Genomic DNA, 25135 nt, shown 5'->3' with positions numbered 1-25135 from the left:
CCTTGTTCCCCCTCAGAGTACATGAGCATGTAGGGAAGACGATTCTTCCCACTTACTCATTGCTTGATAAACCCTTTGTAATGGCGTTTTACCAGTTGGCTTTCTAGCTGCTTCATTGTTTCTAAAGCAACGCCGACAACGATTAACATACTCGTTCCACCAATCTGTGCAGACGGAGGAAGATTTCCCAGCTTCGTAAAAATAACTGGTAAGATTGCAATCGCTGCTAGGAAAATTGATCCTACAAAGGTCAAACGATACAAGATTTTTGTTAGATATTGTTCTGTATTCTTACCCGGACGAATACCTGGAACATATCCACCTTGCTTGTTTAGATTCTCTGACATTTGCTCTGGATTAACCTGAACAAACGCATAGAAATATGTGAAGGCTACAATGAGCGCAACATATATGATCATTCCCACTGGATGAGAATAGTTAAAGTTTGCAATAATCCACTGCGATACATCATGATCCGGGAAGAACTGTGCAATAGTCGGAGGCGTAATTAAGAATGAAACAGCAAAAATTACTGGAATAACACCAGCACTATTTACCTTAAGCGGTAAATGTGTGTTTTGTGCTCCAGCATAACCACCATTTCCTCCTGTTACACGCTTCGCATATTGAATTGGGATCTTTCTAACAGCCTGTTGGATGAAAATAACACCCACAATAACTGCTAGCACAGCTAGTAAAATCAATGCAACTTTAACGATACTCATGAACAATTGATCTCCGATATTTTGAAACTGTTGCTGATACACTTGAGATATAACACTTGGGATCGCTGCGGCAATACCACCAAAGATAAGGATGGAAATACCATTACCTACACCTTTAGCTGTAATCTGTTCACCTAACCACATTAAAAATGCAGTACCAGCAGTCAGTACCGTAGCAATGTATAAATAAGTGCTCCAACCAGGATTCAAAATTAATTGCCCACCTACCATACCGTTAAAACCGATTGACATACCAAACCCCTGAATAAACGCAAGAACAATTGTAAAATAACGCGTGAATTGCGTTAGTTTACGACGGCCCATTTCACCTTGCTTCGACCATTCCGAAAATTTAGGAACAACATCCATCTGCAATAATTGCACGATGATGGATGCTGTAATATACGGCATGATTCCCATCGCAAAGATGGAGAAGTTTTTCAAGGCTCCACCGCCAAATGTATTTAGAATACCTAAAGCATTTAATTGATCTTGTGCTTTCAGTACGTCTCCATTTGTAAATGGCACAGGGATAAACGTGCCAATCCTGAATACGATTAACATCGCTAAAGTGAATAATATTTTACGTCTTATCTCAGCAACGCGCATAAAGTTGGAGATTGTACGAAACATTAGATCACCTCAACTGATCCGCCAGCTGCTTCAATTGCTTCTTTAGCACTTGAAGAGAACTTGTGCGCTTTAACAGTTAGTTTTTTCTCTACTGCGCCGCTTGCAAGAATTTTAACACCGTCGTTTAACTTGCTGATAACGCCAGTTTCCAGCAATAATTCAGGTGTTACTTCTGTACCATCTTCAAAACGATTTAACGTTGATAAGTTTACAATAGCAAACTCTTTACGGTTAATGTTTGTGAAGCCGCGTTTTGGTAAACGACGGAATAATGGAGTTTGACCACCTTCGAAGCCAAGACGAACACCGCCACCAGAACGTGCGTTTTGTCCTTTATGACCTTTACCAGCAGTTTTACCGTTACCAGAACCGATACCACGACCGACACGGTTACGTACTTTACGAGAACCTTCTGCAGGTTTTAATTCATGAAGTTTCATTCCCAGGCACCTCCTTATATTAATGAGTTATCCTTAAGCTTCTTTTACAGTTATAAGGTGAGAAACTTTGTTGATCATACCAAGAATAGCAGGAGTTTCTTCCTTAACTACAGTTGAATTCAACTTTTTAAGACCTAAAGCTTCTACCGTCGCACGTTGATCTTGTGGACGACCAATTACACTACGAGTGAGGGTAATTTCTAACTTTTTCGCCATTTGTTTTCCCTCCTTAACCTAGTAGCTCTTCTACAGATTTACCGCGTAATTTTGCAACATCTTCAGCGCGCTTAAGTTCGCTTAATCCGTTCACAGTAGCGCGAATCATGTTGATTGGTGTGTTAGAACCAAGAGATTTCGAAAGAATATCTTGTACACCAGCTAATTCAAGTACCGCACGAACAGGTCCACCAGCAATAACACCAGTACCCTCAGCAGCAGGTTTTAAGAATACTTCACCAGCTCCAAAGTGACCGTTGATTGTGTGTGGAATTGTTGTACCAACTAATGGTACAGCGATTAAGTTTTTCTTAGCGTCTTCGATAGCTTTGCGGATTGCGTCTGGTACCTCTTGTGCTTTACCAGTACCGAATCCAACATGACCGTTTTTATCGCCAACTACAACTAGTGCAGCAAAGCGGAAACGACGACCACCCTTAACAACTTTCGCGACACGATTTATCGTAACTACACGTTCTTCAAGTTCTAATTTACTTGGGTCAATGCGATGCATCAATTTTCCCTCCTTTGACCATTAAAATTGTAATCCAGCCTCACGAGCAGCTTCAGCTAGAGCTTTAACACGGCCATGGTATAAGTAACCACCGCGATCAAATACTACTTCTTTAACGCCTTTCTCTACAGCACGCTTAGCAACTGATTCTCCAACTTTCGTAGCAGCTTCAGTATTGCTAGTACCGTTAAGAGCAAGGTCTTTATCAAGAGTAGATGCACTTACTAACGTTACACCATTCACATCATCAATAACTTGAGCGTAAATATGTTGGTTAGAACGGAACACGTTTAAACGTGGACGCTCTGCAGTACCAGTAAGTTTAGCACGTACACGTGCATGTCTTTTCTTACGAGTCGCATTTTTATCAGCTTTAGTGATCATTTTCTTGTCACTCCTTTCTCTCACCTAACGGGTTTACTTAGCAGTTTTACCTTCTTTACGACGAACAACTTCGCCTTCGTAACGAATACCTTTACCTTTATAAGGCTCAGGAGCACGTACAGCGCGGATGTTAGCAGCGAATTCGCCAACACGTTGCTTGTCGATACCTTTGATTACGATCTTTGTTGGTGCAGGTACTTCAACTTCAAGACCTGCTTCCGGAGTCATTTCTACTGGATGAGAATAACCTACGCTTAATACAAGTTTATCACCTTGTTTTTGGGCACGGTAACCAACACCGACTAATTCAAGTCCGCGTGCGAAACCTGCAGTTACACCTTCAACCATGTTTCCGATTAAAGCACGAGTTGTACCGTGTAATGCACGGTGTTCCTTCTGTTCAGATGGACGCTCAACTGTTAATGTATTCTCTTCAATTTTGATAAGCATATCAGCATTGAAAGTACGATTTAATTCACCTTTAGGGCCTTTTACTGTTACAGTATTGTCTTCTGCAACTGTAATAGTAACACCTGCAGGGATTTCAAGAATCTTTTTACCAATACGAGACATGTGGTCACACCTCCGTTCGTTTTAAATATAAATTACCAAACGTATGCTACTACTTCTCCACCAGTTTGTAATTGACGAGCGTCTTTGTCCGTCATTACTCCCTTAGATGTAGAAACAAGAGCGATACCTAATCCGTTAAGTACACGTGGTACTTCATCAGCTTTAGCGTAAACGCGTAAGCCAGGTTTACTGATACGTTTTAATCCAGTGATTACACGTTCATTGTTTGCACCATATTTCAGGAAAATACGAAGGATACCTTGTTTGTTATCCTCGATGTATTCTACATCACGAATGAAACCTTCACGTTTTAAAAGTTCAGCGATCTCTTTTTTGATTTTAGAAGCAGGAACCTCTAATTTCTCATGACGTACCATGTTCGCATTACGGATGCGAGTAAGCATGTCTGCAATTGGATCTGTCATCACCATGTGTTTTACCTCCTTCCCATTTGTGGGTTTTACCAACTAGCTTTTTTAACACCAGGAATTTGACCTTTATATGCAAGTTCACGGAAACAAATACGGCAAAGTTTAAATTTGCGGTATACAGAATGCGGACGACCGCAGCGTTCGCAACGTGTATACTCTTGTACTTTAAACTTAGGAGTACGCTTTTGTTTCGCTATCATAGATTTTTTAGCCACGTTTTCGCCTCCTCTACTTAGCGTTGGCTTCCATTATTTTTGGAATGGCATACCGAATTGTGTTAAAAGTTCACGAGCTTCTTCATCAGTTTTCGCTGTAGTAACGATTACGATGTCCATACCGCGGACTTTGCTTACTTTATCATAGTCGATCTCAGGGAAAATAAGTTGCTCTTTAACACCTAATGTGTAGTTTCCACGACCATCGAATGATTTCTTAGATACACCACGGAAATCACGTACACGTGGTAAAGAAACTGATACTAATTTGTCGAAGAACTCATACATTTGCTCGCCGCGTAAAGTTACTTTCGCACCGATTGGCATACCTTCACGAAGACGGAAACCAGCGATTGATTTTTTAGCACGAGTTACAACAGGTTTTTGACCTGCGATTTGTGTTAATTCTTCTACTGCATTGTCTAAAGCTTTTGAGTTAGATACCGCGTCACCAACACCAGTGTTGATTACGATCTTTTCGATTTTCGGTACTTCCATCACAGATTTATAGTTAAACTTGCTCACTAGAGCAGGAGTAATTTCCTTTTGGAACTTCTCTTTAAGGCGATTCAATGAAGTGACCTCCTTTCTTAAGAAAATTATTTATCTAATAATTCACCAGATTTTTTTGCAATACGAACTTTTTTACCATCTTCTACTTTGAAGCCTACACGAGTAGGTTCACCTGTTTTCGGATCTAAAATCATAACGTTAGAAACGTGAATAGGTGCTTCTTTAGTAATAATTCCACCTTGTGGATTTAATTGAGATGGCTTAGAGTGCTTCTTAACGATATTGACACCCTCAACGATAACACGGTTTTGCTTTGGGAAAGCCACAAGGATAACGCCTTGTTTTCCTTTGTCTTTACCAGTGATTACCTGTACTTTATCACCTTTTTTTACATGCATCTTAATTCTGCACCTCCTTAGCAAGGCAATACCTTAAATTATAGAACTTCTGGAGCTAAAGAAACGATCTTCATGAAGTTGCTATCACGTAATTCACGAGCTACTGGTCCGAAGATACGAGTACCACGTGGGCTCTTATCGTCTTTAATGATAACCGCTGCGTTTTCATCAAATTTGATGTAAGAACCGTCCGGACGACGAGCTCCGCTCTTCGTACGTACTACTACTGCTTTAACAACGTCACCTTTTTTAACAACGCCACCTGGTGTTGCTTGTTTTACCGTAGCAACGATAATATCACCAATGTTAGCATATTTACGACCAGAGCCGCCTAATACTTTGATTGTTAAAAGTTCACGTGCACCAGAGTTGTCAGCAACTTTCAAACGAGATTCTTGTTGGATCATGTTATGAAACCTCCCTTCGGACTAAAAATTCCGATTCGTCTATTTAGATAATAACCGCTTCTTCAACGATTTCAACTAAACGGAAACGCTTAGTAGCAGAAAGCGGGCGAGTTTCCATGATTTTAACGATATCGCCAAGTTTCGCTTGGTTTTGCTCATCATGGGCTTTGTACTTCTTAGAATACTTAACACGTTTTCCGTACAAGGAATGAGTTTTGTAAGTTTCAACTAAAACTGTAATCGTTTTGTCCATTTTGTCAGACACTACACGACCAGTATAAACTTTGCGTTGGTTACGTTCGCTCACTATGCAAACCTCCCCTCAATTTATCGATTAATTCCGATCTCTCTTTCACGAACTACAGTTTTCATACGAGCAATTGCTTTACGCACTTCACGAATGCGAGTTGGATTCTCTAATTGTCCTGTAGCAAGTTGGAAGCGAAGATTAAACAACTCTTCCTTTAAAGCTTTAACTTTTGTTTCGATTTCGGCAGTGGTTAATTCACGAATATCATTAGTTTTCATTAGATTCACCACCATTTTCTTCACGTTTTACGAATTTACATTTCACAGGTAACTTGTGAGCTGCAAGACGTAATGCTTCGCGTGCTACCTCTTCAGATACACCCGCGATTTCGAACATAATTTTCCCAGGTTTTACTACTGCTACCCAGCCTTCTGGTGCCCCTTTACCGGAACCCATACGTACTTCTAGAGGTTTTGCAGTGTAAGGTTTAGAAGGGAAAATTTTAATCCATACTTTACCGCCACGTTTCATGTAACGAGTCATTGCACGACGAGCAGCTTCGATTTGACGGTTTGTAATCCATGAAGCAGCTTGTGCTTGTAAACCGAATTCACCGAAAGCAATTTCAGTTCCACCTTTAGCACGACCACGCATTTTACCACGATGCTCTCTACGATATTTTACGCGTTTTGGCATTAACATATTATTTTCCTCCTTCCTCAGAAGCTTTCTTTTTTGTAGGAAGGACTTCTCCACGGTAGATCCATACTTTTACGCCTAATTTACCGTATGTTGTATCAGCTTCAACTGCTGCATAGTCAATATCAGCGCGAAGTGTATGAAGTGGAACAGTTCCTTCACTGTAAGATTCTGCACGAGCGATATCAGCTCCGCCAAGACGACCAGAAACCTGTGTTTTAATACCTTTAGCACCTGCACGCATAGCACGTTGAATAACTTGCTTTTGTGCACGACGGAATGATACACGGTTTTCTAATTGACGAGCGATGTTTTCGCCTACTAATTTAGCGTTAAGATCAGCTCTCTTAACTTCTAAAATGTTGATGTGTACACGCTTGCCTGTTAATTGGTTAAGAGCTTTACGAAGTGCTTCAACTTCAGTACCACCTTTACCAATTACCATACCAGGTTTTGCAGTGTGAATTGTAACATTTACACGATTTGCTGCACGTTCGATTTCTACTTTAGCAACAGCAGAATCTTTTAAGCGTACATTAATGTACTCACGGATTTTGATGTCTTCATGTAATAATGTAGCGTAATCTTTCTCAGCGAACCAACGAGATTCCCAATCACGAATAACGCCGACACGAAGACCAATTGGATTAACCTTTTGACCCATCGATTATCCCTCCTTCTTTTCTGATACCACAACTGTGATGTGGCTTGTGCGTTTGTTAATTTGGCTTGCACGACCCATTGCACGTGGACGGAAACGTTTTAACGTTGGACCTTCGTCAACGAAAACTTTTTCAACAACTAGGTTGTTAATATCCATCTCATAATTGTGCTCTGCATTTGCGATTGCAGATTTTAAAACTTTCTCTACAACTGGAGAAGCAGTTTTTGGTGTGTGGTTAAGGATAGCAATCGCTTCACCCACTTGCTTACCTCGGATTAAGTCTACTACTAAACGAACTTTACGAGGAGCAATACGAACTGTTCTCGCTACTGCTTTAGCTTGCATTGAAGTGCCTCCTCTCATTATCTTCTAGTTTTCTTATCGTCAGCAAGGTGACCTTTATACGTACGAGTTGGTGCGAATTCACCTAACTTATGGCCAACCATATCCTCAGTGATGTACACAGGTACGTGTTTACGACCATCATATACAGCGATTGTGTGTCCGATGAACTGAGGGAAGATTGTTGAACGGCGAGACCAAGTTTTAACAACTTGTTTTTGCTCAGATGCAACTAATTTTTCCATTTTGCTCATTAAGTGATCATCGACAAATGGTCCTTTTTTTAAGCTACGAGCCATTTTGGTGCCTCCCTTCGTGATTGGCGTACGGTTCTAGAAATGAACCGTACTACAATCCCATTATTTTTTACGACGACGAACGATAAATTTGTCAGACGCTTTGTTTTTCTTACGAGTCTTGAATCCAAGAGTTGGTTTACCCCATGGAGACATTGGAGACTTACGTCCGATTGGAGAACGTCCTTCACCACCACCGTGTGGGTGATCAACCGGGTTCATTACAGAACCACGAACTGTTGGGCGTTTACCTAACCAGCGAGAGCGACCTGCTTTACCGATTTTGATAAGTTCGTGTTGTTCGTTACCTACTTGACCGATTGAAGCGCGACAAGCAGATAATACAAGACGTACTTCACCAGAAGTTAAACGTACAAGTACGTATTTACCTTCTTTACCAAGTACTTGAGCAGATGTACCAGCAGAACGAACTAATTGTCCGCCACGACCAGGCTTAAGCTCGATGTTATGAACAACAGTACCTACTGGAATGTTGATTAATGGTAATGCGTTACCGACTTTGATGTCAGCCTCTGGGCCAGACATAACTTCCATACCTACTTCTAAAGTTTTAGGAGCAAGAATGTAACGTTTTTCACCGTCAACGTAGTTAATTAATGCGATATTCGCAGAGCGGTTTGGATCGTATTCGATCGTAGCAACGCGTCCTGGAATTCCATCTTTGTTACGCTTAAAGTCGATGATACGGTATTGACGCTTATGTCCGCCACCTTGATGACGTACAGTAATTTTACCTTGGTTATTACGACCAGCCTTCTTGCTTAAAGGAGCAAGTAATGACTTTTCGGGTCTGTCAGTCGTGATTTCAGCGAAATCATTCGTAGTCATATTACGACGACCGTTAGTAGTTGGATTATACTTTTTAATTCCCATCTCAATTTCCCTCCTTCTTTAGTAAGAATTAAACGCCTTGGAAGATTTCGATTTCTTTGCTGTCAGCAGTTAGCTTAACGATTGCTTTACGACGACGGCTAGTAAAACCAGCGTGACGACCAACGCGTTTTGCTTTCGGCTTGTAGTTCATGATGTTCACTTTTTCTACTTTAACACCAAAGATCGCTTCAAGAGCATCTTTAACTTCTGTTTTATTAGATTTAACGTCCACATCGAACGTGTATTTTTTTTCAGCCATCATTTCCATAGAACGTTCAGTGATAACTGGGCGCTTAATGATATCACGAGGATCTCTCATTATGCAAGCACCTCCTCTACTTTTTCCACTGCCGCTTTTGTCATGATTAGCTTATCATGATGAAGCACGTCTAAAACGTTTACGCCATCAGCAGTGATTACTGTTACTCCAGGGATATTGCGAGCAGATAACTCTACAGATTCGTTTGCATCAGCAGTTACGATAAGAGCTTTCTTCTCAACAGTTAATCCTTTAAGTACTGCTAGCATATCTTTTGTTTTTGGTGCATTTAACACTAGGTCTTCAAGAACTACAATGTTGTTCTCAACTACTTTAGTAGCTAATGCAGATTTGATTGCTAAACGACGAACTTTCTTAGGAAGTTTGTACGCATAGCTTCTTGGTGTAGGTCCGAATACCGTACCACCACCACGCCATTGAGGAGAGCGGATAGACCCTTGACGAGCACGTCCAGTTCCTTTTTGACGCCATGGTTTACGACCACCACCGCGAACTTCAGAGCGAGTTTTTACTTTGTGTGTACCTTGACGTAAAGACGCACGTTGCATCATTACAGCTTCGAAAAGTACAGCTTCATTTGGTTCGATACCGAAAATAGCTTCAGCTAATTCGATTTCACCAACCTGTGAACCAGTTTGGTTATATACAGTAACTTTTGGCATTGGAATTCCTCCTTCCTATTGTGAATTATTTGCTAACCTTCACAGCGCCTTGAACAACTACAAGAGATTTCTTAGCACCTGGAACGTTACCTTTTACTAGTAATAAGTTGCGCTCAGTGTCAACTTGAACGATTTCTAAGTTTTGGATAGTAACTTGGTCTCCACCCATACGTCCAGCAAGTTTTTTGCCTTTGAATACACGGTTCGGAGCAACTGGGCCCATTGAACCTGGACGACGGTGATAGCGAGAACCATGAGACATAGGTCCGCGAGATTGTCCGTGGCGTTTGATAACACCTTGGAAACCTTTACCTTTAGAAATTCCTGTTACATCAACGATTTCACCTGTAGCGAATACGTCAACTTTTACCTCTTGACCAACCTCTAATCCGTCCACGTCTGCATCGCGGATTTCGCGAATGAAGCGCTTAGGAGTTGTAGATGCTTTAGCAGTGTGGCCTTGTTCAGGTTTGTTAGTTAACTTTTCACGTTTATCTTCAAATCCTAACTGAATTGCATTGTAGCCATCAGTTTCAGTTGTTTTCTTTTGAAGAACAACGTTTGGATTAGCAGCGATAACTGTTACTGGGATTAACTCACCGTTCTCAGCAAATACTTGAGTCATACCGATCTTTCTTCCTAAGATTCCTTTGGTCATGAGTTACACCTCCTACATTTTTAAGTTATATAAATTATAGTTTGATTTCGATATCTACACCAGATGGTAAGTCTAAACGCATTAATGAATCTACTGTTTGTGGAGTAGGACTCACGATGTCGATTAGACGTTTGTGCGTGCGCATTTCGAATTGCTCACGAGAATCTTTGTACTTATGAACAGCACGAAGAATTGTGTAAACAGTCTTCTCAGTTGGTAATGGGATCGGACCAGAAACTGTTGCCCCAGAACGCTTAGCTGTTTCTACAATTTTCTCAGCTGACTGATCAAGAATACGGTGATCGTAAGCTTTTAAACGGATACGAATTTTTTCTTTTGCCATTATTTTCCCTCCTTCGTTCGCCTATTTCTAAAATAGACCTTCTCCATGGAAATTTCCCCACACCATGCCATGGCAAAGCGGCCGGGTGTGTCAGCAACCTTCCACTTCATCGCAGTCAAAGACCAACATTGTCTATTATACAATGTTATTCGTCTAGATGCAAGCATCTTTTTGTTTGCATCTGCTTTTCTCTACTTTTGCTATTATACATGGCACTTTAAAGAATTTCAAGTTTTCATCTACCAGATTTCATTTTACAGTTTCTGGGTTTTGTTTTATTGATTTTATATACTATAGAAGAAACTCGTCAAAACGTAAAAATGTTATCTTGTTTCTTATATAAACACAAATAAAAAACCCAAGGGAAAATCCCTTGGGTTTTTTATAATCTATTTAAAGATTACTCAGCAACGATAGTAGCAACTACACCGTAACCTACTGTACGTCCACCTTCACGAATAGAGAATTTAGTTCCCTCTTCGATAGCGATTGGAGCGATAAGTTCGATAGTCATTTCGATGTTGTCACCAGGCATTACCATTTCAGTACCTTCTGGTAATTGGATGATACCAGTTACGTCAGTTGTACGGAAGTAGAACTGAGGACGGTAGTTAGCGAAGAATGGAGTGTGACGTCCACCTTCTTCTTTAGATAATACGAAAACTTCAGCTTTGAATTTAGCGTGAGCTTTTACAGAACCGCTTTTTGCAAGTACTTGTCCACGTTGGATGTCTTCACGAGCAACCCCACGAAGTAAAGCACCGATGTTGTCTCCAGCTTGAGCTTGGTCAAGAAGTTTACGGAACATCTCTACACCAGTTACAGTTGTAGAAGCATTTTCTTCAGCAAGACCGATGATTTCTACTACGTCACCAACTTTAACGATACCGCGCTCAACACGACCAGTAGCAACTGTACCACGACCTGTGATAGAGAATACATCCTCTACAGGCATTAAGAATGGTTTGTCAGTTTCACGTTCTGGAGTTGGGATGTAAGCATCAACTTCAGCCATTAATTCAATGATTTTTGCTTCCCAATCAGCTTCTCCTTGAAGAGCTTTAAGAGCAGAACCTTTGATTACAGGAATGTCGTCGCCTGGGAATCCGTATTCAGATAATAGGTCGCGAACTTCCATTTCTACTAATTCTAATAATTCTTCGTCGTCTACCATGTCGCATTTGTTTAAGAATACAACGATGTAAGGAACACCTACTTGACGAGAAAGAAGGATGTGCTCACGTGTTTGAGGCATTGGGCCATCAGCAGCAGATACTACTAAGATACCGCCGTCCATTTGAGCAGCACCAGTGATCATGTTTTTAACATAGTCAGCGTGACCTGGGCAGTCAACGTGTGCATAGTGACGAGTTTCAGTTTCGTACTCAACGTGTGCAGTTGAGATTGTGATACCGCGCTCTCTTTCTTCTGGAGCAGCATCGATTTGATCGTATCCGCGTGCTTCAGCACCACCAGCTTTTGCAAGAACTGTAGTGATCGCAGCAGTTAATGTAGTTTTACCATGGTCAACGTGGCCGATTGTACCGATGTTAACATGGGGTTTAGAACGTTCGAATTTAGCTTTAGCCATTCTAAATTCCTCCTTAGTTTATATAGGTTATTTTATATTTAGTCTAGAAAGTGAAACTTGCGCCCCACTTTCTAAGCTTACATAAGTAGTTATACTTGAACAATCGATAAAAATCAATTATTCACCTTTATTTTTTTTAATAATTTCTTCTGAAACAGACTTTGGTACTTCTTCATAATGATCAAATGTCATTGAGAATGTTCCGCGTCCTTGAGTGTTAGAACGTAATGACGTTGCATAACCGAACATTTCAGAAAGTGGAACCATAGCGCGAACAACTTGCGCGTTACCGCGAGCTTCCATACCTTCTACACGTCCACGACGAGATGTTACGTCACCCATAATGTCTCCCATGTACTCTTCAGGAATTACAACTTCAACTTTCATCATTGGCTCAAGAATTACTGGGCTACATTTAGAAACCGCAGCTTTAAGTGCCATAGATGCAGCGATTTTGAACGCCATCTCAGATGAATCGACATCATGGTAAGATCCGTCAACTAATGCAGCTTTAATGTCAACTAGTGGATAACCAGCTAGTACACCATTTTTAAGTGCATCTTCAAGACCTGCTCCAACAGCTGGGATGTATTCACGAGGAACTACACCACCGACGATCTTGTTTTCGAATTCGAATCCTTTACCTTCTTCATTAGGTTCAAACTCAATCCAAACGTGACCGAATTGTCCACGTCCACCAGATTGACGAGCGAACTTACCTTCAACTTTCGCAGCAGCGCGGAAAGTCTCACGGTATGCTACCTGAGGAGCACCAACGTTTGCTTCAACTTTGAATTCACGGCGCATACGGTCAACGATGATATCAAGGTGAAGTTCACCCATACCAGCGATGATTGTTTGGCCAGTTTCTTGGTCAGTGTGAGCACGGAATGTTGGATCTTCTTCAGAAAGCTTAGATAATGCTGTACCCATTTTATCTTGGTCAGCTTTAGATTTTGGTTCGATAGCTACAGAGATAACTGGCTCTGGGAATTCCATAGACTCAAGGATAACAAGGCTCTTCTCGTCACAAAGAGTATCACCAGTAGTAGTATCTTTTAAACCTACAGCAGCAGCGATATCACCAGCGTAAACTGTTGAAATCTCTTCACGGCTGTTAGCGTGCATTTGTAGGATACGACCTACACGCTCACGCTTACCTTTAGTTGAGTTTTTCACGTATGATCCAGAGTTTAACACACCAGAGTACACACGGAAGAACGTTAACTTACCAACATAAGGGTCAGTCATGATTTTGAATGCTAAAGCTGCGAATGGTTCTTCATCGCTAGACTTACGTTCTACTTCTTCATCTGTATCCGGAAGAGTACCTTTGATAGCAGGTACATCTAATGGAGATGGTAGGTAGTCGATAACTGCGTCTAACAGAATTTGAACACCTTTGTTTTTGAATGCAGAACCACAGATTACTGGGAAGAATTCTACAGAAGTTGTAGCCTTACGGATACCAGCTTTAAGCTCTTCTACAGTGATTTCTTCGCCTTCTAGGTACTTCATCATCATTTCTTCATCAAGCTCAGCTACCGCTTCAATAAGCTTTCCACGGTATTCTTCAGCTAGTTCTTTGTGCTCTTCAGGAATTTCAACACGTTGAATGTCTGTTCCTAAATCGTTACCGTACATGTAAGCACATTCTTCAACAAGGTCAATGATACCATTGAACTCATCTTCAGCACCGATTGGTAACTGAATTGGGTGTGCGTTTGCTTGTAAACGATCGTGGATTGTCCCTACAGAGTATAAGAAATCTGCACCGATTTTATCCATTTTGTTAACGAATACGATACGAGGTACGCCGTAAGTAGTAGCCTGACGCCAAACAGTCTCTGTTTGTGGTTCTACACCAGATTGTGCATCAAGTACTGCTACTGCGCCATCAAGTACGCGTAAAGAACGTTCTACTTCTACTGTGAAATCTACGTGACCTGGAGTGTCAATGATGTTTACACGGTGACCTTTCCATTGTGCTGTAGTTGCAGCAGAAGTAATTGTGATACCACGCTCTTGCTCTTGCTCCATCCAGTCCATCTGAGATGCACCTTCGTGAGTTTCACCGATTTTATGAATACGTCCTGTGTAATACAGAATACGCTCAGTTGCTGTTGTTTTACCAGCATCGATGTGAGCCATGATACCAATATTACGAGTGTTTTCTAAAGAGAACTCTCTTGCCATTTGGTGTCTTGCTCCTTCCATATATGGATTGGATTTTTTATTTTAAGTAGCAAAAAAGCCACTTTATATTGTTACACATGTCAGTATGTCCAGTACCCTCATTATGTAAAACGAGCGCCCAACGAAAGGGAGAGGCATTCTCCCTCTCCACACTTCCATAAGCGACAAATAAAGCGGTTTATGCTTACATTTATTTTACGTTGAATCCTACCAACGGTAATGAGCAAATGCTTTGTTAGCTTCTGCCATTTTATGAGTGTCTTCACGTTTCTTAACAGATGCACCAGCGTTGTTAGCTGCATCTAAGATTTCGTAAGCTAGACGCTCTTCCATAGTTTTTTCACCACGAAGACGAGCATAGTTTACTAACCAGCGAAGACCTAAAGTTGTACGGCGTTCTGGACGAACCTCAACTGGAACTTGGTAGTTAGCACCACCAACACGACGAGCACGTACTTCAAGAACAGGCATAATGTTCTTAAGAGCTTGCTCGAATACTTCCATTGGTTCTTTATCTGAACGTTCACGAACGATATCGAAAGCGTTATAAAGAATTGTTTGAGATTTACCTTTTTTACCGTCAACCATCATTTTGTTGATTAGGCGTGTTACAAGTTTCGAATTGTACATTGGATCTGGTAACACGTCACGTTTTGCAACAGGTCCTTTACGAGGCATATTGAGTTCCTCCTTTCATTTTAAAGTTATTATTTTTTAGCAGGTTTTGGTCTCTTAGTACCATATTTAGAACGTCCTTGCATACGTTTGTCAACACCAGCTGTGTCAAGCGCACCACGAACGATGTGGTAACGTACCCCCGGTAAATCCTTTACACGACCACCGCGAATTAATACTACGCTATGCTCTTGTAGGTTATGACCGATACCTGGGATGTAAGCTGTAACCTCGATACCGTTTGTTAAACGTACACGAGCGTATTTACGTAACGCTGAGTTAGGTTTCTTCGGAGTCATTGTACCAACACGAGTACATACACCACGTTTTTGAGGTGCAGAGATATCAGTTGATTTTTTCTTTAAAGAGTTGAACCCTTTGTTTAACGCAGGTGATTTAGATTTCCATACTTTATCAGTACGACCATTTCTCACTAATTGGTTAATAGTAGGCATTTGATTATCCTCCCTTCGCATGTTTGTATGACCACATATCCAGGTGGTTCATTATTAGTTGAAAACAAAGTTTTTGCAAGGGAGAGCAAATGCTCTCTCCTCACAAAAACAGTTTTAACTTATTATTCCTATTGCTGAAGCTCCTACTTGAATCCCCGAAACTTTTCCAAGTTTACGAACTGATTCAACTTTTGTTATGGGTATGTTATGTTGCAAAGCAGTGCGAGTGATAATATGGGTTAACCGCATATCAGCATCTTCTGCAATAACAACTTCTTTAACTATACCATTTTTGATTGCTTCCAATGTACGTTTATGACCAACGACTACATTTTCAGCATTTGACACTTTTTGATAAGACATATAAATATCCTCCAAAGCATCGTTCAGGAGCAACCTTGCTTATAGTAACATTTTGACTCATACAATGTCAACTAGGATTAACTGTTTTTATACAAAATTTACGACGGAAAATTTTACTGTTCCACATAAACTTCATCGTTCTCTACATTCATGTCATCTTGTGTTGTTTTTACAAGATCCACTTTGCGATAACGATTCATACCTGTTCCAGCAGGAACAAGTTTACCGATAATAACATTTTCTTTCAATCCTAGAAGTTCATCGCGTTTACCTTTAATTGCTGCATCAGTTAAGACACGAGTTGTTTCTTGGAACGATGCTGCAGATAAGAATGAATCTGTTTCAAGTGAAGCTTTTGTAATACCAAGTAGAACAGGTCTAGCTGTTGCTGGTTGTTTACCTTTCAGTAACACCTTCGCGTTCGCATCAGTAAACTGATGGATATCTAGTAACGTTCCTGGTAATACATCTGTTTCACCCGCATCACTTACACGCACTTTACGTAGCATTTGACGTACCATTACTTCTACGTGTTTGTCACCAATTTCTACCCCTTGCATACGGTATACTTTTTGAACTTCACGTAATAAGTATTCTTGTACTGCTGTAATGTCCGTTACTTTTAGTAATTCTTTCGGATCAATAGAACCTTCTGTTAACTCTTTACCGTGGCTAATTGGCTGTCCTAGAGTTACTTTCAGACGAGCACCGTAAGGAATAGCATACGTACGAGCTTCTACTTCACCCTGTACAACTACTTCTTGACGATCTTTAACATCGTTGATCGCTGCGATAACACCGTCGATTTCACTGATAACTGCCTGACCTTTCGGATTACGAGCTTCGAAGATCTCTTGGATACGAGGTAAACCTTGAGTGATATCATCTCCGGCAACCCCACCTGTATGGAACGTACGCATCGTTAACTGTGTACCTGGCTCACCGATAGATTGAGCTGCGATAATACCTACCGCTTCTCCTACTTCTACGTCTGTACCAGTTGCTAAGTTACGACCGTAACACTTCTTACATACACCATGGCGAGTGTTACACGTAAACGCTGAACGAATGTTTACAGTTTCAACACCCGAATTTTCAACGATGTGAGCGATATCTTCAGTAATTAATTGATTTTCTCCAACTAATACTTCACCTGTTTCAGGATGTTTTACAGTTTTTCTTGCAAAACGTCCAACAAGACGATCATATAAGGACTCAATAACTTCATTACCCTCTTTAATCGCACCGATTAGTAAACCACGATCTGTTCCACAATCATCTTCACGAACGATTACATCTTGTGCAACGTCAACTAGACGACGTGTTAAGTAACCAGAATCGGCAGTTTTAAGTGCTGTATCGGCAAGACCTTTACGCGCACCATGCGTAGAGATGAAGTACTCAAGTACTGTTAAACCTTCACGGAAACTTGATTTGATCGGAAGTTCGATGATACGACCAGATGGATTGGCCATCAGACCACGCATACCAGCAAGCTGAGTAAAGTTCGATGCGTTACCACGGGCACCGGAATCACTCATCATGAAGATCGGGTTGCGTTTATTCAAGGACTTCATCAGTTTTCCTTGGATAACATCTTTTGCATTACTCCAAATAGAGATAACGCGATCGTAACGTTCTTCTTCCGTGATTAAACCGCGACGGAATTGTTTAATTACATTATCTACTTTTGCTTGTGCTTCGTGGAGAATTTCATCTTTTTCACCTAATACAAGAATGTCAGATACCCCAACTGTAATACCAGCTTTTGTAGAGTACTTAAATCCTAAGTTTTTCATACGGTCAAGCATGCGAGACGTTTCTGTAATTTGGAAACGTTTGAACACTTCCGCAATGATGTTACCAAGGATCTTCTTGCTAAATGGTGCCACTTCTTCGCGACTAGCAATAATTTCTTTAATGTTCGCACCTTTTTCAACGAAATATTTCGCTGGTGTTTCTTTTTCAAGGTTTGAGTTTGTTGGCTCATTAATATAAGGGAACGACTCTGGTAAGATTTCGTTGAATATTAATTTACCAACTGTTGTTAATAGAAGCTTACTCTTTTGCTCTTCAGTAAACGTTACATTATTTACCGAGCTTGCAGCAACTGCAACACGTGTGTGCAGATGTACATATCCATTTTGATATGCAAGTATTGCTTCGTTTGCATCTTTGAAGACCATACCTTCACCGATTGCGCCTTCACGCTCAAGTGTTAAGTAGTAGTTACCTAATACCATATCCTGAGATGGAGTAACAACTGGTTTACCGTCTTTCGGGTTCAAGATGTTTTGCGCCGCTAACATAAGAAGACGAGCTTCTGCTTGTGCTTCTGATGATAACGGAACGTGAACCGCCATTTGGTCACCGTCAAAGTCAGCGTTGTATGCAGTACATACAAGTGGGTGAAGACGGATTGCGCGACCTTCTACTAATGTAGGTTCAAACGCCTGGATACCAAGACGGTGAAGTGTTGGTGCGCGGTTTAGAAGTACCGGATGCTCTTTGATCACAGACTCTAAAACGTCCCAAACTTCAGGTTGTACACGCTCGATTTTACGTTTCGCACTCTTAATGTTGTGTGCTAATCCTTTTTCAACTAACTCTTTCATAACGAAAGGCTTGAACAGTTCAAGCGCCATTTCTTTCGGTAATCCACATTGGTACATCTTTAAGTTCGGTCCTACAACGATTACAGAACGGCCAGAGTAGTCAACACGTTTACCTAATAAGTTTTGACGGAAACGTCCTTGTTTACCTTTAAGCATGTGAGATAGTGATTTTAATGGACGGTTACCTGGTCCAGTTACCGGACGGCCACGACGACCATTATCGATTAATGCGTCTACAGCTTCTTGTAACATACGTTTTTCGTTTTGAACGATGATGCTTGGTGCACCTAAGTCCAATAGACGTTTTAAACGGTTGTTACGGTTAATTACACGGCGGTATAAGTCGTTTAAGTCAGAAGTAGCAAAACGTCCACCATCTAACTGTACCATTGGGCGAAGTTCTGGTGGGATAACTGGTAGAACATCTAAGATCATCCAAGATGGTTCATTTCCAGAGTTACGGAATGCTTCTAATACTTCTAGACGTTTAATAGCACGAGTACGGCGTTGTCCTTGTGCTGTTTTTAATTCTTCTTTTAAGAAGTCTACTTCTTTATCTAAATCGATATCTTGTAGTAGCTTTTTAATCGCCTCTGCACCCATAGCAGCTTGGAATGTGCTACCATATCGGTCACGATATGCACGGTATTCTTTTTCAGAAAGTAATTGCTTCTTATCAAGTGGTGTATCTCCACTTTCTGTTACAACATAAGAAGCGAAATAAATTACTTCTTCAAGCGCGCGAGGGGACATGTCTAAGACAAGTCCCATGCGGCTCGGGATACCTTTGAAATACCAAATATGAGATACAGGAGCAGCTAATTCGATATGACCCATACGTTCACGACGAACTTTTGCACGCGTTACTTCAACGCCACATCGATCACAAACTACACCTTTATAACGTACACGTTTGTATTTTCCGCAATGACATTCCCAGTCCTTTTGTGGTCCGAAAATACGCTCACAGAACAAGCCATCTTTTTCAGGCTTTAACGTACGATAGTTAATAGTTTCTGGTTTCTTAACTTCACCGTATGACCAAGAACGAATCTTGTCAGGTGAAGCAAGTCCAATCTTCATATATTCAAAGTTATTTACATCTATCAAGGGGCCTACCTCCCTTTTAGTCTACAGGTTATCCCAATTATTCCTTAGTTGTCTCAACTTCAACATTCAATTTATCTGCTGATTGATGATCATCATCATCTTCTGTATCACGCATTTCAATTTCTGTATCGTCGCTAGACATCATTTTAACGTCCATACCTAAACTTTGAAGCTCTTTAATCAATACTTTAAATGATTCTGGAACTCCTGGTTCTGGAACATTTTCGCCTTTAACAATTGCTTCATACGTCTTAACACGTCCAACAACGTCATCAGACTTCACAGTTAAGATTTCTTGAAGAGTATAAGCAGCACCGTAAGCTTCAAGTGCCCAAACCTCCATCTCACCGAAACGCTGTCCACCGAACTGAGCTTTACCTCCAAGAGGTTGCTGCGTTACAAGTGAGTATGGTCCAGTAGAACGAGCATGAAGTTTATCGTCAACCATGTGCGCAAGTTTAATCATATACATGACACCAACAGATACACGGTTATCGAATGGTTCACCAGTACGTCCGTCATACAGGATTGTTTTCGCGTCATTTGCCATACCAGCTTCTTCAATCGTGCCCCAAACATCTTCCTCACGAGCACCATCGAATACTGGTGTTGCAATGTGAATACCAAGGTATCTTGCTGCCATACCAAGATGAAGCTCTAATACCTGACCGATATTCATACGAGATGGTACCCCTAATGGGTTTAACATGATATCGATTGGCGTACCGTCTGGTAAGTAAGGCATATCTTCTTCTGGTAAAATACGAGAGATAACACCTTTGTTACCGTGACGTCCGGCCATCTTGTCACCTTCAGAAATTTTACGTTTTTGAACGATATATGCACGTACAAGTTGATTCACGCCTGGTGGCAATTCATCGCCATCTTCACGGTTGAATACTTTTACGTCTAAGATAATACCGCCACCACCGTGTGGTACACGTAGTGATGTATCACGTACTTCACGTGCTTTTTCTCCAAAGATAGCGTGTAATAGACGTTCTTCAGCTGTTAATTCTGTTACACCTTTAGGTGTTACTTTACCAACAAGTAAGTCTCCATCTTTTACTTCAGCACCAACGCGAATGATACCGCGCTCGTCAAGGTTGCGCAATGCATCTTCCCCAACGTTTGGAATGTCACGTGTAATTTCTTCTGGTCCAAGCTTCGTATCACGAGCTTCTGACTCATATTCTTCAATATGAATAGAAGTGTACACATCATCTTTTACAAGGCGCTCACTCATAATGATCGCATCCTCGTAGTTATAACCGTCCCAAGTCATGAAGCCAACAAGCACGTTACGTCCAAGTGCTAGTTCACCCAATTCCATAGAAGGACCATCCGCAAGGATTTCACCTTTTACAACTTCATTTCCAACACTTACGATTGGACGTTGGTTGTAGCAAGTTCCTTGGTTAGAACGAATGAATTTTTGCATTTTGTAGCGATCTAAGTCGCCTTTTACTGTTTGACCGTCAACTTCTACATAACGACGTACCCAAACTTCACGTGCTTCTACGCGTTCAACAACACCAGGATGTTTACAGATTACTGCAGCACCTGAGTCTTTTGCTGATACGTACTCCATACCTGTACCTACAATCGGAGATTCCGGATTCATTAACGGAACCGCCTGACGTTGCATGTTCGCTCCCATAAGTGCGCGGTTAGAGTCATCGTTTTCTAAGAACGGAATACAAGCTGTCGCTGCCGACACTACTTGTTTTGGAGATACATCCATGTAATCGATGCGTTCTTTATTTGTGACAATGTTTTCACCACGGAAACGAGCTACGATATCTTCACTTAGGAATTCACCTTCATCAGATAATTTCATATTCGCTTGGGCTACAACATAGTTATCTTCTTCATCTGCCGTTAAGTAATCAACCTGCCCTGTTACTAAACCAGTTTCTGGGTCAACACGACGGTATGGCGTTTCAATGAAACCAAACTCATTTACTTTCGCGAACGAAGATAACGAGTTAATCAAACCGATGTTTGGTCCCTCTGGTGTTTCAATCGGACACATACGGCCATAGTGAGAGTAGTGAACGTCACGCACTTCAAAGCCTGCGCGCTCACGCGTTAAACCACCAGGTCCTAATGCAGATAGTCTTCGTTTGTGAGTTAACTCTGCTAATGGGTTTGTTTGATCCATGAACTGAGATAACTGAGAACTTCCGAAGAACTCTTTAATAGATGCAATAACAGGACGAATGTTAATTAACGCCTGTGGTGTAATTGCATTTGTATCTTGAATCGACATTCTCTCACGAACAACGCGTTCCATACGAGAAAGACCGATACGGAATTGATTTTGTAATAATTCTCCAACAGAACGCAGACGACGGTTTCCTAAGTGGTCGATATCATCTGTATCCCCTACTTTGTATAGTAGGTTGAAGAAGTAACTGATAGAAGCAAGGATATCACCTGGTGTGATGTGTTTGATATCACGAGTAATATTCGCATTACCAATTACATTAATTACGCGTTCGCCTTCTGACTCAGGAGCATAAATCTTAATAGATTGCAGCTCAACATCGCCTTCTACCACTCCACCCATTGGTTTCGCTGTTTTGAATCCAATGTTTTTCTCTAAGTAAGGTAAAATGCGATCAAGTGTACGACGATCTAAGATTGTTCCTTCTGCCGCTAAAATTTCACCAGTTTCTGGATCCACTAATGTTTCAGCTAAACGTTGATTAAACAATCTGTTTTTAATGTGTAACTTTTTGTTGATCTTATAGCGACCTACATTTGCTAAATCGTAGCGCTTTGGATCGAAGAAACGAGACACAAGTAAGCTCTTTGCATTTTCTACTGTTGGTGGTTCACCAGGGCGTAGACGCTCATAAATTTCAAGCAATGCTTTTTCTGTGCTATCTGTGTTGTCTTTTTCTAATGTGTTACTTAAGTATTCGTTATCACCTAAAAGCTCGGTGATTTCTTGATCAGAGCCAAACCCTAATGCGCGTAACAAAACAGTTACAGGAAGTTTACGCGTACGGTCAATACGCACATATACAACATCCTTAGCATCTGTCTCATACTCTAACCAAGCTCCGCGGTTTGGAATTACAGTAGCAGTAAAACCACGTTTTCCGTTTTTATCCACTTTGCCACTATAGTATACGCTTGGAGAGCGAACTAACTGGGAAACGATAACACGTTCTGCACCGTTAATTACGAATGTTCCAGTCTCTGTCATGAGTGGGAAATCTCCCATGAACACATCTTGTTCTTTTACTTCACCAGTTTCCTTGTTGATTAGACGCACTTTTACACGAAGTGGTGCTGCATACGTCACATCACGCTCTTTGCATTCGTCTACAGAGTATTTAGGTTCACCTAAGCTGTAGTCGATAAATTCAAGCGATAGATTTCCCGTAAAGTCTTCAATCGGAGAAATGTCTTGGAACATTTCTCGCAAACCCTCATCAAGAAACCACTGATAAGAAGAGGTTTGAATTTCGATAAGATTTGGTAACTCTAATACTTCACTAATACGGGCATAACTTCTTCGTTGGCGGTGGCGTCCGTATTGAACTAGTTGACCTGTCAACTGCTTCACCCCTCAAATCATGAGTATTATAAATGCACAAAAAAATTTGTGCAAAATCACAAATAAATACAACTACTGCTATTAGCGTAGTCTATTTCTCTTAAAGATAAATACGTTGAGTCTTTCTACCTGCTCAAAAAAGAAAAATGGCTTCTATAAGAAAACCATCATTCTGTTTCATAATCTGCTGATTTTACTATCTTTTCCAAGAGAAACAAAAATATACATCTTTCTCAACGCAGAAAATCATATATTGGCATTGTATAATGTTAACATAGCCAAAAATAACCGTCAACGTTTTTTTGATTTTATGATATAATATCCTTTTTTCTTTTCTACAACTTCAACTTCAGAAAACACTTCTTCTAGTTTCTTCAGTGCAGATGGTGCACCTTGCTTCTTTTGAATAACAATCCAAAGTTCTCCACCTGGTACTAAATACTCCACAGCTTTTTCTAAAATCTCGTGCACGATATCTTTCCCTGCACGAATTGGAGGATTAGATAGAATAGCAGCGTACTTGCCATCTACATTTTCATAGACGCTACTTTGAAAAATACGTATATTCTCGATTCTGTTATTAGCGGCGTTCTCTTTCGCAAGCCCAAGCGCTCTTTCATTCACATCCACCATGTGAACGTTACAGCCTTGAAACTCTTTCGCTAACGACAAACCAATAGGACCGTATCCGCAACCTACGTCTAATATATCACCTTTAATATCCGGCATTTGAAACGCTTCAATTAAAAGACGAGAACCAAAGTCCACCTCGTTTTTCGAAAACACCCCATGGTCAGATAAAAAAGTAAATCGAGATCCACGAAGGGTAAATTCCCATCGTTTACGATCACTTTTACTAGAAGGGTCGTTAGAAAAATAATGGTCTGCCATATGGCCACCTCTTTTCTTTACAGTTAAAAAAAAAGCTCGCATGAGAGCGAGCTTTTTTTAAAGCAACAAAAGTTAATTACTTAACTTCTACAGCAGCGCCAACTTCTTCAAGTTTAGCTTTGATTTCTTCTGCTTCTTCTTTAGCAACAGCTTCTTTGATTACTTTTGGAGTGTTGTCAACTAATTCTTTAGCTTCTTTTAAGCCAAGACCAGTGATTTCACGAACAACTTTGATAACTTTGATTTTTTGTGCACCAGCGCTAGTTAGTTCCACATCAAATTCAGTTTTCTCAGCAGCAGCTTCTCCAGCGCCACCAGCAACAGCTACAGGAGCAGCAGCAGTTACGCCGAATTCTTCCTCGATAGCTTTTACTAAGTCGTTAAGTTCTAATACAGTCATAGATTTAACTGCTTCAATGATTTGTTCTTTAGTCATTGTAAATATCCTCCCTTAAATAGGTTTTTATTGTTTTATCGATAATACGTAATTATCTTTTAAAAAATTAAGCGCCTTGCTCTTCCTTTTGTTCTGCAACTGCTTTAGTAGCAAGTGCAAGGTTACGGATTGGAGCTTGAAGAACGCTAAGAAGCATAGAAAGTAAGCCTTCACGTGATGGAAGAGTAGCGATTGCTTTAACCTCATCAAGTGTTACAAGTTTACCTTCGATTACGCCCGCTTTAATTTCTAAAGCTTCATGATCTTTAGCGAAGTCGTTTAATACTTTCGCAGGAGCAACTACATCCTCGTTACTGAACGCGATTGCGTTTGGTCCTGTTAAGAATTCATTTAACTCAGCCATTTCAGCAGATTCTGCAGCACGACGAGTTAGAGAGTTTTTGTAAACTTTGAACTCAACGCCAGCTTCACGTAAGTTTTTACGTAATTCTGTTGCTTCAGAAACTGTTAAACCACGGTAGTCAACAACGATTGTAGATTTACTAGCGCGAAGTTTATCCGCGATTTCAGTTACAACTTGTTGTTTAGTTTCGATTACTTTGCTCATGTTATTACACCTCCTGTAGATTATATAGAAGATGTACCGAAAGTGCACTAAAAACCTCCATGCCCAACTTGTAGACATGGAGGCATATAGTCACAGAAAAAAATTCCGTTTCGTATATTAACACCTA

32 protein-coding genes and 1 other annotated feature (1 of these 33 cut by a window edge) are annotated in these 25135 nt (G+C 40.7%); all 32 genes read right to left on the bottom strand.

From position 1 onward, the window contains the following. Positions 1-56 precede the first annotated feature (56 nt). The 32 genes from secY to rplJ all read right to left on the bottom strand — a co-directional run bounded on the left by secY (position 57) and on the right by rplJ (position 25008). Positions 57-1358, bottom strand: coding sequence for a preprotein translocase subunit SecY (gene secY, locus DN410_RS08285; RefSeq protein ID WP_000490116.1), 1302 nt, complete (start codon positions 1356-1358; stop codon positions 57-59). Next, positions 1358-1798, bottom strand: coding sequence for a 50S ribosomal protein L15 (gene rplO / locus DN410_RS08280; RefSeq protein WP_000766080.1), 441 nt, complete (start codon positions 1796-1798; stop codon positions 1358-1360). Before rplO ends, secY begins: the two co-directional genes overlap by 1 nt. Before the next feature lie 33 nt (positions 1799-1831). Then, positions 1832-2014 (bottom strand): 50S ribosomal protein L30, encoded by a 183-nt coding sequence (rpmD, locus tag DN410_RS08275; RefSeq protein ID WP_001085231.1) that lies wholly within the window; start codon positions 2012-2014, stop codon positions 1832-1834. A 13-nt stretch (positions 2015-2027) separates the two neighbouring features. Continuing rightward, complete coding sequence (rpsE, locus tag DN410_RS08270) at positions 2028-2528, bottom strand: 30S ribosomal protein S5 (protein ID WP_000554646.1); 501 nt, start codon at positions 2526-2528, stop codon at positions 2028-2030. A gap of 21 nt (positions 2529-2549) precedes the next feature. Next, a complete protein-coding gene (rplR, locus tag DN410_RS08265) occupies positions 2550-2912 on the bottom strand; it encodes a 50S ribosomal protein L18 (protein ID WP_000628818.1) in 363 nt (120 codons plus the stop codon). Between the two features lie 33 nt (positions 2913-2945). Next, positions 2946-3485 carry a 50S ribosomal protein L6 gene (gene rplF, locus DN410_RS08260; protein ID WP_149176125.1) on the bottom strand — a complete coding sequence of 180 codons (540 nt, stop codon included), beginning with the start codon at positions 3483-3485 and terminating at the stop codon, positions 2946-2948. A 32-nt stretch (positions 3486-3517) separates the two neighbouring features. Next, positions 3518-3916 (bottom strand): 30S ribosomal protein S8, encoded by a 399-nt coding sequence (rpsH, locus tag DN410_RS08255; RefSeq protein ID WP_000245511.1) that lies wholly within the window; start codon positions 3914-3916, stop codon positions 3518-3520. Between the two features lie 29 nt (positions 3917-3945). Beyond that, entirely contained in the window at positions 3946-4131 is a 186-nt protein-coding gene (gene rpsN, locus DN410_RS08250) for a 30S ribosomal protein S14 (RefSeq protein WP_001085700.1), read from the bottom strand. A gap of 33 nt (positions 4132-4164) precedes the next feature. Then, positions 4165-4704, bottom strand: a complete 540-nt coding sequence (rplE, locus tag DN410_RS08245; RefSeq protein WP_001080829.1) for a 50S ribosomal protein L5 — start codon at positions 4702-4704, stop codon at positions 4165-4167. Between the two features lie 26 nt (positions 4705-4730). Further along, on the bottom strand, positions 4731-5042 hold the full coding sequence (gene rplX, locus DN410_RS08240) for a 50S ribosomal protein L24 (protein WP_000558200.1): 312 nt from the start codon (positions 5040-5042) through the stop codon (positions 4731-4733). 38 nt (positions 5043-5080) lie between these two features. After that, positions 5081-5449 (bottom strand): 50S ribosomal protein L14, encoded by a 369-nt coding sequence (gene rplN, locus DN410_RS08235; RefSeq protein ID WP_000615912.1) that lies wholly within the window; start codon positions 5447-5449, stop codon positions 5081-5083. Between the two features lie 43 nt (positions 5450-5492). Beyond that, positions 5493-5756, bottom strand: coding sequence for a 30S ribosomal protein S17 (rpsQ, locus tag DN410_RS08230; protein ID WP_000004106.1), 264 nt, complete (start codon positions 5754-5756; stop codon positions 5493-5495). Between the two features lie 20 nt (positions 5757-5776). After that, positions 5777-5977 (bottom strand): 50S ribosomal protein L29, encoded by a 201-nt coding sequence (gene rpmC / locus DN410_RS08225; RefSeq protein ID WP_000855718.1) that lies wholly within the window; start codon positions 5975-5977, stop codon positions 5777-5779. Beyond that, positions 5967-6401: a 50S ribosomal protein L16 gene (gene rplP, locus DN410_RS08220; protein WP_000928969.1), complete on the bottom strand. Its 435-nt coding sequence runs from the start codon at positions 6399-6401 to the stop codon at positions 5967-5969. Before rplP ends, rpmC begins: the two co-directional genes overlap by 11 nt. Position 6402: 1 nt before the next feature. Next, the gene (gene rpsC / locus DN410_RS08215) at positions 6403-7062 is read right to left on the bottom strand and encodes a 30S ribosomal protein S3 (RefSeq protein ID WP_000529956.1); all 660 of its coding nucleotides are present in this window, start codon (positions 7060-7062) and stop codon (positions 6403-6405) included. A 3-nt stretch (positions 7063-7065) separates the two neighbouring features. After that, entirely contained in the window at positions 7066-7407 is a 342-nt protein-coding gene (gene rplV / locus DN410_RS08210) for a 50S ribosomal protein L22 (RefSeq protein WP_001148024.1), read from the bottom strand. A gap of 17 nt (positions 7408-7424) precedes the next feature. Continuing rightward, positions 7425-7703 (bottom strand): 30S ribosomal protein S19, encoded by a 279-nt coding sequence (rpsS, locus tag DN410_RS08205; RefSeq protein ID WP_000124454.1) that lies wholly within the window; start codon positions 7701-7703, stop codon positions 7425-7427. 60 nt (positions 7704-7763) lie between these two features. Further along, positions 7764-8594 carry a 50S ribosomal protein L2 gene (rplB, locus tag DN410_RS08200; RefSeq protein ID WP_000511585.1) on the bottom strand — a complete coding sequence of 277 codons (831 nt, stop codon included), beginning with the start codon at positions 8592-8594 and terminating at the stop codon, positions 7764-7766. A 28-nt stretch (positions 8595-8622) separates the two neighbouring features. Continuing rightward, positions 8623-8913 carry a 50S ribosomal protein L23 gene (gene rplW / locus DN410_RS08195; RefSeq protein ID WP_001205558.1) on the bottom strand — a complete coding sequence of 97 codons (291 nt, stop codon included), beginning with the start codon at positions 8911-8913 and terminating at the stop codon, positions 8623-8625. Next, entirely contained in the window at positions 8913-9536 is a 624-nt protein-coding gene (gene rplD, locus DN410_RS08190; RefSeq protein WP_001127258.1) for a 50S ribosomal protein L4, read from the bottom strand. Before rplD ends, rplW begins: the two co-directional genes overlap by 1 nt. 25 nt (positions 9537-9561) lie before the next feature. Next, a complete protein-coding gene (gene rplC / locus DN410_RS08185; RefSeq protein ID WP_000160207.1) occupies positions 9562-10194 on the bottom strand; it encodes a 50S ribosomal protein L3 in 633 nt (210 codons plus the stop codon). 34 nt (positions 10195-10228) lie between these two features. Further along, positions 10229-10537 carry a 30S ribosomal protein S10 gene (rpsJ, locus tag DN410_RS08180; RefSeq protein ID WP_001040596.1) on the bottom strand — a complete coding sequence of 103 codons (309 nt, stop codon included), beginning with the start codon at positions 10535-10537 and terminating at the stop codon, positions 10229-10231. A gap of 400 nt (positions 10538-10937) precedes the next feature. Next, a complete protein-coding gene (gene tuf, locus DN410_RS08175; protein ID WP_001029613.1) occupies positions 10938-12128 on the bottom strand; it encodes an elongation factor Tu in 1191 nt (396 codons plus the stop codon). Between the two features lie 117 nt (positions 12129-12245). Further along, positions 12246-14324: an elongation factor G gene (gene fusA, locus DN410_RS08170; protein WP_060629211.1), complete on the bottom strand. Its 2079-nt coding sequence runs from the start codon at positions 14322-14324 to the stop codon at positions 12246-12248. A 207-nt stretch (positions 14325-14531) separates the two neighbouring features. Beyond that, a complete protein-coding gene (rpsG, locus tag DN410_RS08165; RefSeq protein ID WP_001137492.1) occupies positions 14532-15002 on the bottom strand; it encodes a 30S ribosomal protein S7 in 471 nt (156 codons plus the stop codon). 29 nt (positions 15003-15031) lie between these two features. Then, positions 15032-15454 (bottom strand): 30S ribosomal protein S12, encoded by a 423-nt coding sequence (gene rpsL, locus DN410_RS08160; RefSeq protein ID WP_001142341.1) that lies wholly within the window; start codon positions 15452-15454, stop codon positions 15032-15034. A gap of 114 nt (positions 15455-15568) precedes the next feature. Further along, the gene (locus tag DN410_RS08155) at positions 15569-15817 is read right to left on the bottom strand and encodes a 50S ribosomal protein L7ae-like protein (protein ID WP_000121827.1); all 249 of its coding nucleotides are present in this window, start codon (positions 15815-15817) and stop codon (positions 15569-15571) included. Positions 15818-15930: 113 nt separating this feature from the next. Next, positions 15931-19542 carry a DNA-directed RNA polymerase subunit beta' gene (rpoC, locus tag DN410_RS08150; protein ID WP_000567935.1) on the bottom strand — a complete coding sequence of 1204 codons (3612 nt, stop codon included), beginning with the start codon at positions 19540-19542 and terminating at the stop codon, positions 15931-15933. Between the two features lie 37 nt (positions 19543-19579). Next, positions 19580-23113 (bottom strand): DNA-directed RNA polymerase subunit beta, encoded by a 3534-nt coding sequence (rpoB, locus tag DN410_RS08145; RefSeq protein WP_149176124.1) that lies wholly within the window; start codon positions 23111-23113, stop codon positions 19580-19582. Positions 23114-23404: 291 nt separating this feature from the next. Further along, entirely contained in the window at positions 23405-24004 is a 600-nt protein-coding gene (locus DN410_RS08140) for a class I SAM-dependent methyltransferase (RefSeq protein ID WP_000763285.1), read from the bottom strand. A gap of 76 nt (positions 24005-24080) precedes the next feature. Continuing rightward, entirely contained in the window at positions 24081-24440 is a 360-nt protein-coding gene (rplL, locus tag DN410_RS08135; RefSeq protein WP_149176123.1) for a 50S ribosomal protein L7/L12, read from the bottom strand. A 67-nt stretch (positions 24441-24507) separates the two neighbouring features. Next, positions 24508-25008 carry a 50S ribosomal protein L10 gene (gene rplJ, locus DN410_RS08130; RefSeq protein WP_149176122.1) on the bottom strand — a complete coding sequence of 167 codons (501 nt, stop codon included), beginning with the start codon at positions 25006-25008 and terminating at the stop codon, positions 24508-24510. A gap of 39 nt (positions 25009-25047) precedes the next feature. Further along, positions 25048-25135, bottom strand: a sequence feature (ribosomal protein L10 leader region); it runs 56 nt beyond the window's last position.

Origin of the sequence: Bacillus sp. SH5-2 (assembly GCF_008368905.1) — a bacterium.
GTDB classification, from domain to species: Bacteria; Bacillota; Bacilli; order Bacillales; family Bacillaceae_G; genus Bacillus_A; species Bacillus_A luti.
This window is presented reverse-complemented; position numbering and strand designations above follow the sequence as displayed.

Bases quoted from the DNA above. Each gene is read 5' to 3' on its own strand.
- secY (WP_000490116.1), bottom strand. From the start codon at position 1,358: ATGTTTCGTACAATCTCCAACTTTATGCGCGTTGCTGAGATAAGACGT.
- rplO (WP_000766080.1), bottom strand. From the start codon at position 1,798: ATGAAACTTCATGAATTAAAACCTGCAGAAGGTTCTCGTAAAGTACGT.
- rpmD (WP_001085231.1), bottom strand. From the start codon at position 2,014: ATGGCGAAAAAGTTAGAAATTACCCTCACTCGTAGTGTAATTGGTCGT.
- rpsE (WP_000554646.1), bottom strand. From the start codon at position 2,528: ATGCATCGCATTGACCCAAGTAAATTAGAACTTGAAGAACGTGTAGTT.
- rplR (WP_000628818.1), bottom strand. From the start codon at position 2,912: ATGATCACTAAAGCTGATAAAAATGCGACTCGTAAGAAAAGACATGCA.
- rplF (WP_149176125.1), bottom strand. From the start codon at position 3,485: ATGTCTCGTATTGGTAAAAAGATTCTTGAAATCCCTGCAGGTGTTACT.
- rpsH (WP_000245511.1), bottom strand. From the start codon at position 3,916: ATGGTGATGACAGATCCAATTGCAGACATGCTTACTCGCATCCGTAAT.
- rplX (WP_000558200.1), bottom strand. From the start codon at position 5,042: ATGCATGTAAAAAAAGGTGATAAAGTACAGGTAATCACTGGTAAAGAC.
- rplN (WP_000615912.1), bottom strand. From the start codon at position 5,449: ATGATCCAACAAGAATCTCGTTTGAAAGTTGCTGACAACTCTGGTGCA.
- rpmC (WP_000855718.1), bottom strand. From the start codon at position 5,977: ATGAAAACTAATGATATTCGTGAATTAACCACTGCCGAAATCGAAACA.
- rplP (WP_000928969.1), bottom strand. From the start codon at position 6,401: ATGTTAATGCCAAAACGCGTAAAATATCGTAGAGAGCATCGTGGTAAA.
- rpsC (WP_000529956.1), bottom strand. From the start codon at position 7,062: ATGGGTCAAAAGGTTAATCCAATTGGTCTTCGTGTCGGCGTTATTCGT.
- rplV (WP_001148024.1), bottom strand. From the start codon at position 7,407: ATGCAAGCTAAAGCAGTAGCGAGAACAGTTCGTATTGCTCCTCGTAAA.
- rpsS (WP_000124454.1), bottom strand. From the start codon at position 7,703: ATGGCTCGTAGCTTAAAAAAAGGACCATTTGTCGATGATCACTTAATG.
- rplB (WP_000511585.1), bottom strand. From the start codon at position 8,594: ATGGGAATTAAAAAGTATAATCCAACTACTAACGGTCGTCGTAATATG.
- rplW (WP_001205558.1), bottom strand. From the start codon at position 8,913: ATGAGAGATCCTCGTGATATCATTAAGCGCCCAGTTATCACTGAACGT.
- rplD (WP_001127258.1), bottom strand. From the start codon at position 9,536: ATGCCAAAAGTTACTGTATATAACCAAACTGGTTCACAGGTTGGTGAA.
- rplC (WP_000160207.1), bottom strand. From the start codon at position 10,194: ATGACCAAAGGAATCTTAGGAAGAAAGATCGGTATGACTCAAGTATTT.
- rpsJ (WP_001040596.1), bottom strand. From the start codon at position 10,537: ATGGCAAAAGAAAAAATTCGTATCCGTTTAAAAGCTTACGATCACCGT.
- tuf (WP_001029613.1), bottom strand. From the start codon at position 12,128: ATGGCTAAAGCTAAATTCGAACGTTCTAAACCCCATGTTAACATCGGT.
- fusA (WP_060629211.1), bottom strand. From the start codon at position 14,324: ATGGCAAGAGAGTTCTCTTTAGAAAACACTCGTAATATTGGTATCATG.
- rpsG (WP_001137492.1), bottom strand. From the start codon at position 15,002: ATGCCTCGTAAAGGACCTGTTGCAAAACGTGACGTGTTACCAGATCCA.
- rpsL (WP_001142341.1), bottom strand. From the start codon at position 15,454: ATGCCTACTATTAACCAATTAGTGAGAAATGGTCGTACTGATAAAGTA.
- DN410_RS08155 (WP_000121827.1), bottom strand. From the start codon at position 15,817: ATGTCTTATCAAAAAGTGTCAAATGCTGAAAATGTAGTCGTTGGTCAT.
- DN410_RS08140 (WP_000763285.1), bottom strand. From the start codon at position 24,004: ATGGCAGACCATTATTTTTCTAACGACCCTTCTAGTAAAAGTGATCGT.
- rplL (WP_149176123.1), bottom strand. From the start codon at position 24,440: ATGACTAAAGAACAAATCATTGAAGCAGTTAAATCTATGACTGTATTA.
- rplJ (WP_149176122.1), bottom strand. From the start codon at position 25,008: ATGAGCAAAGTAATCGAAACTAAACAACAAGTTGTAACTGAAATCGCG.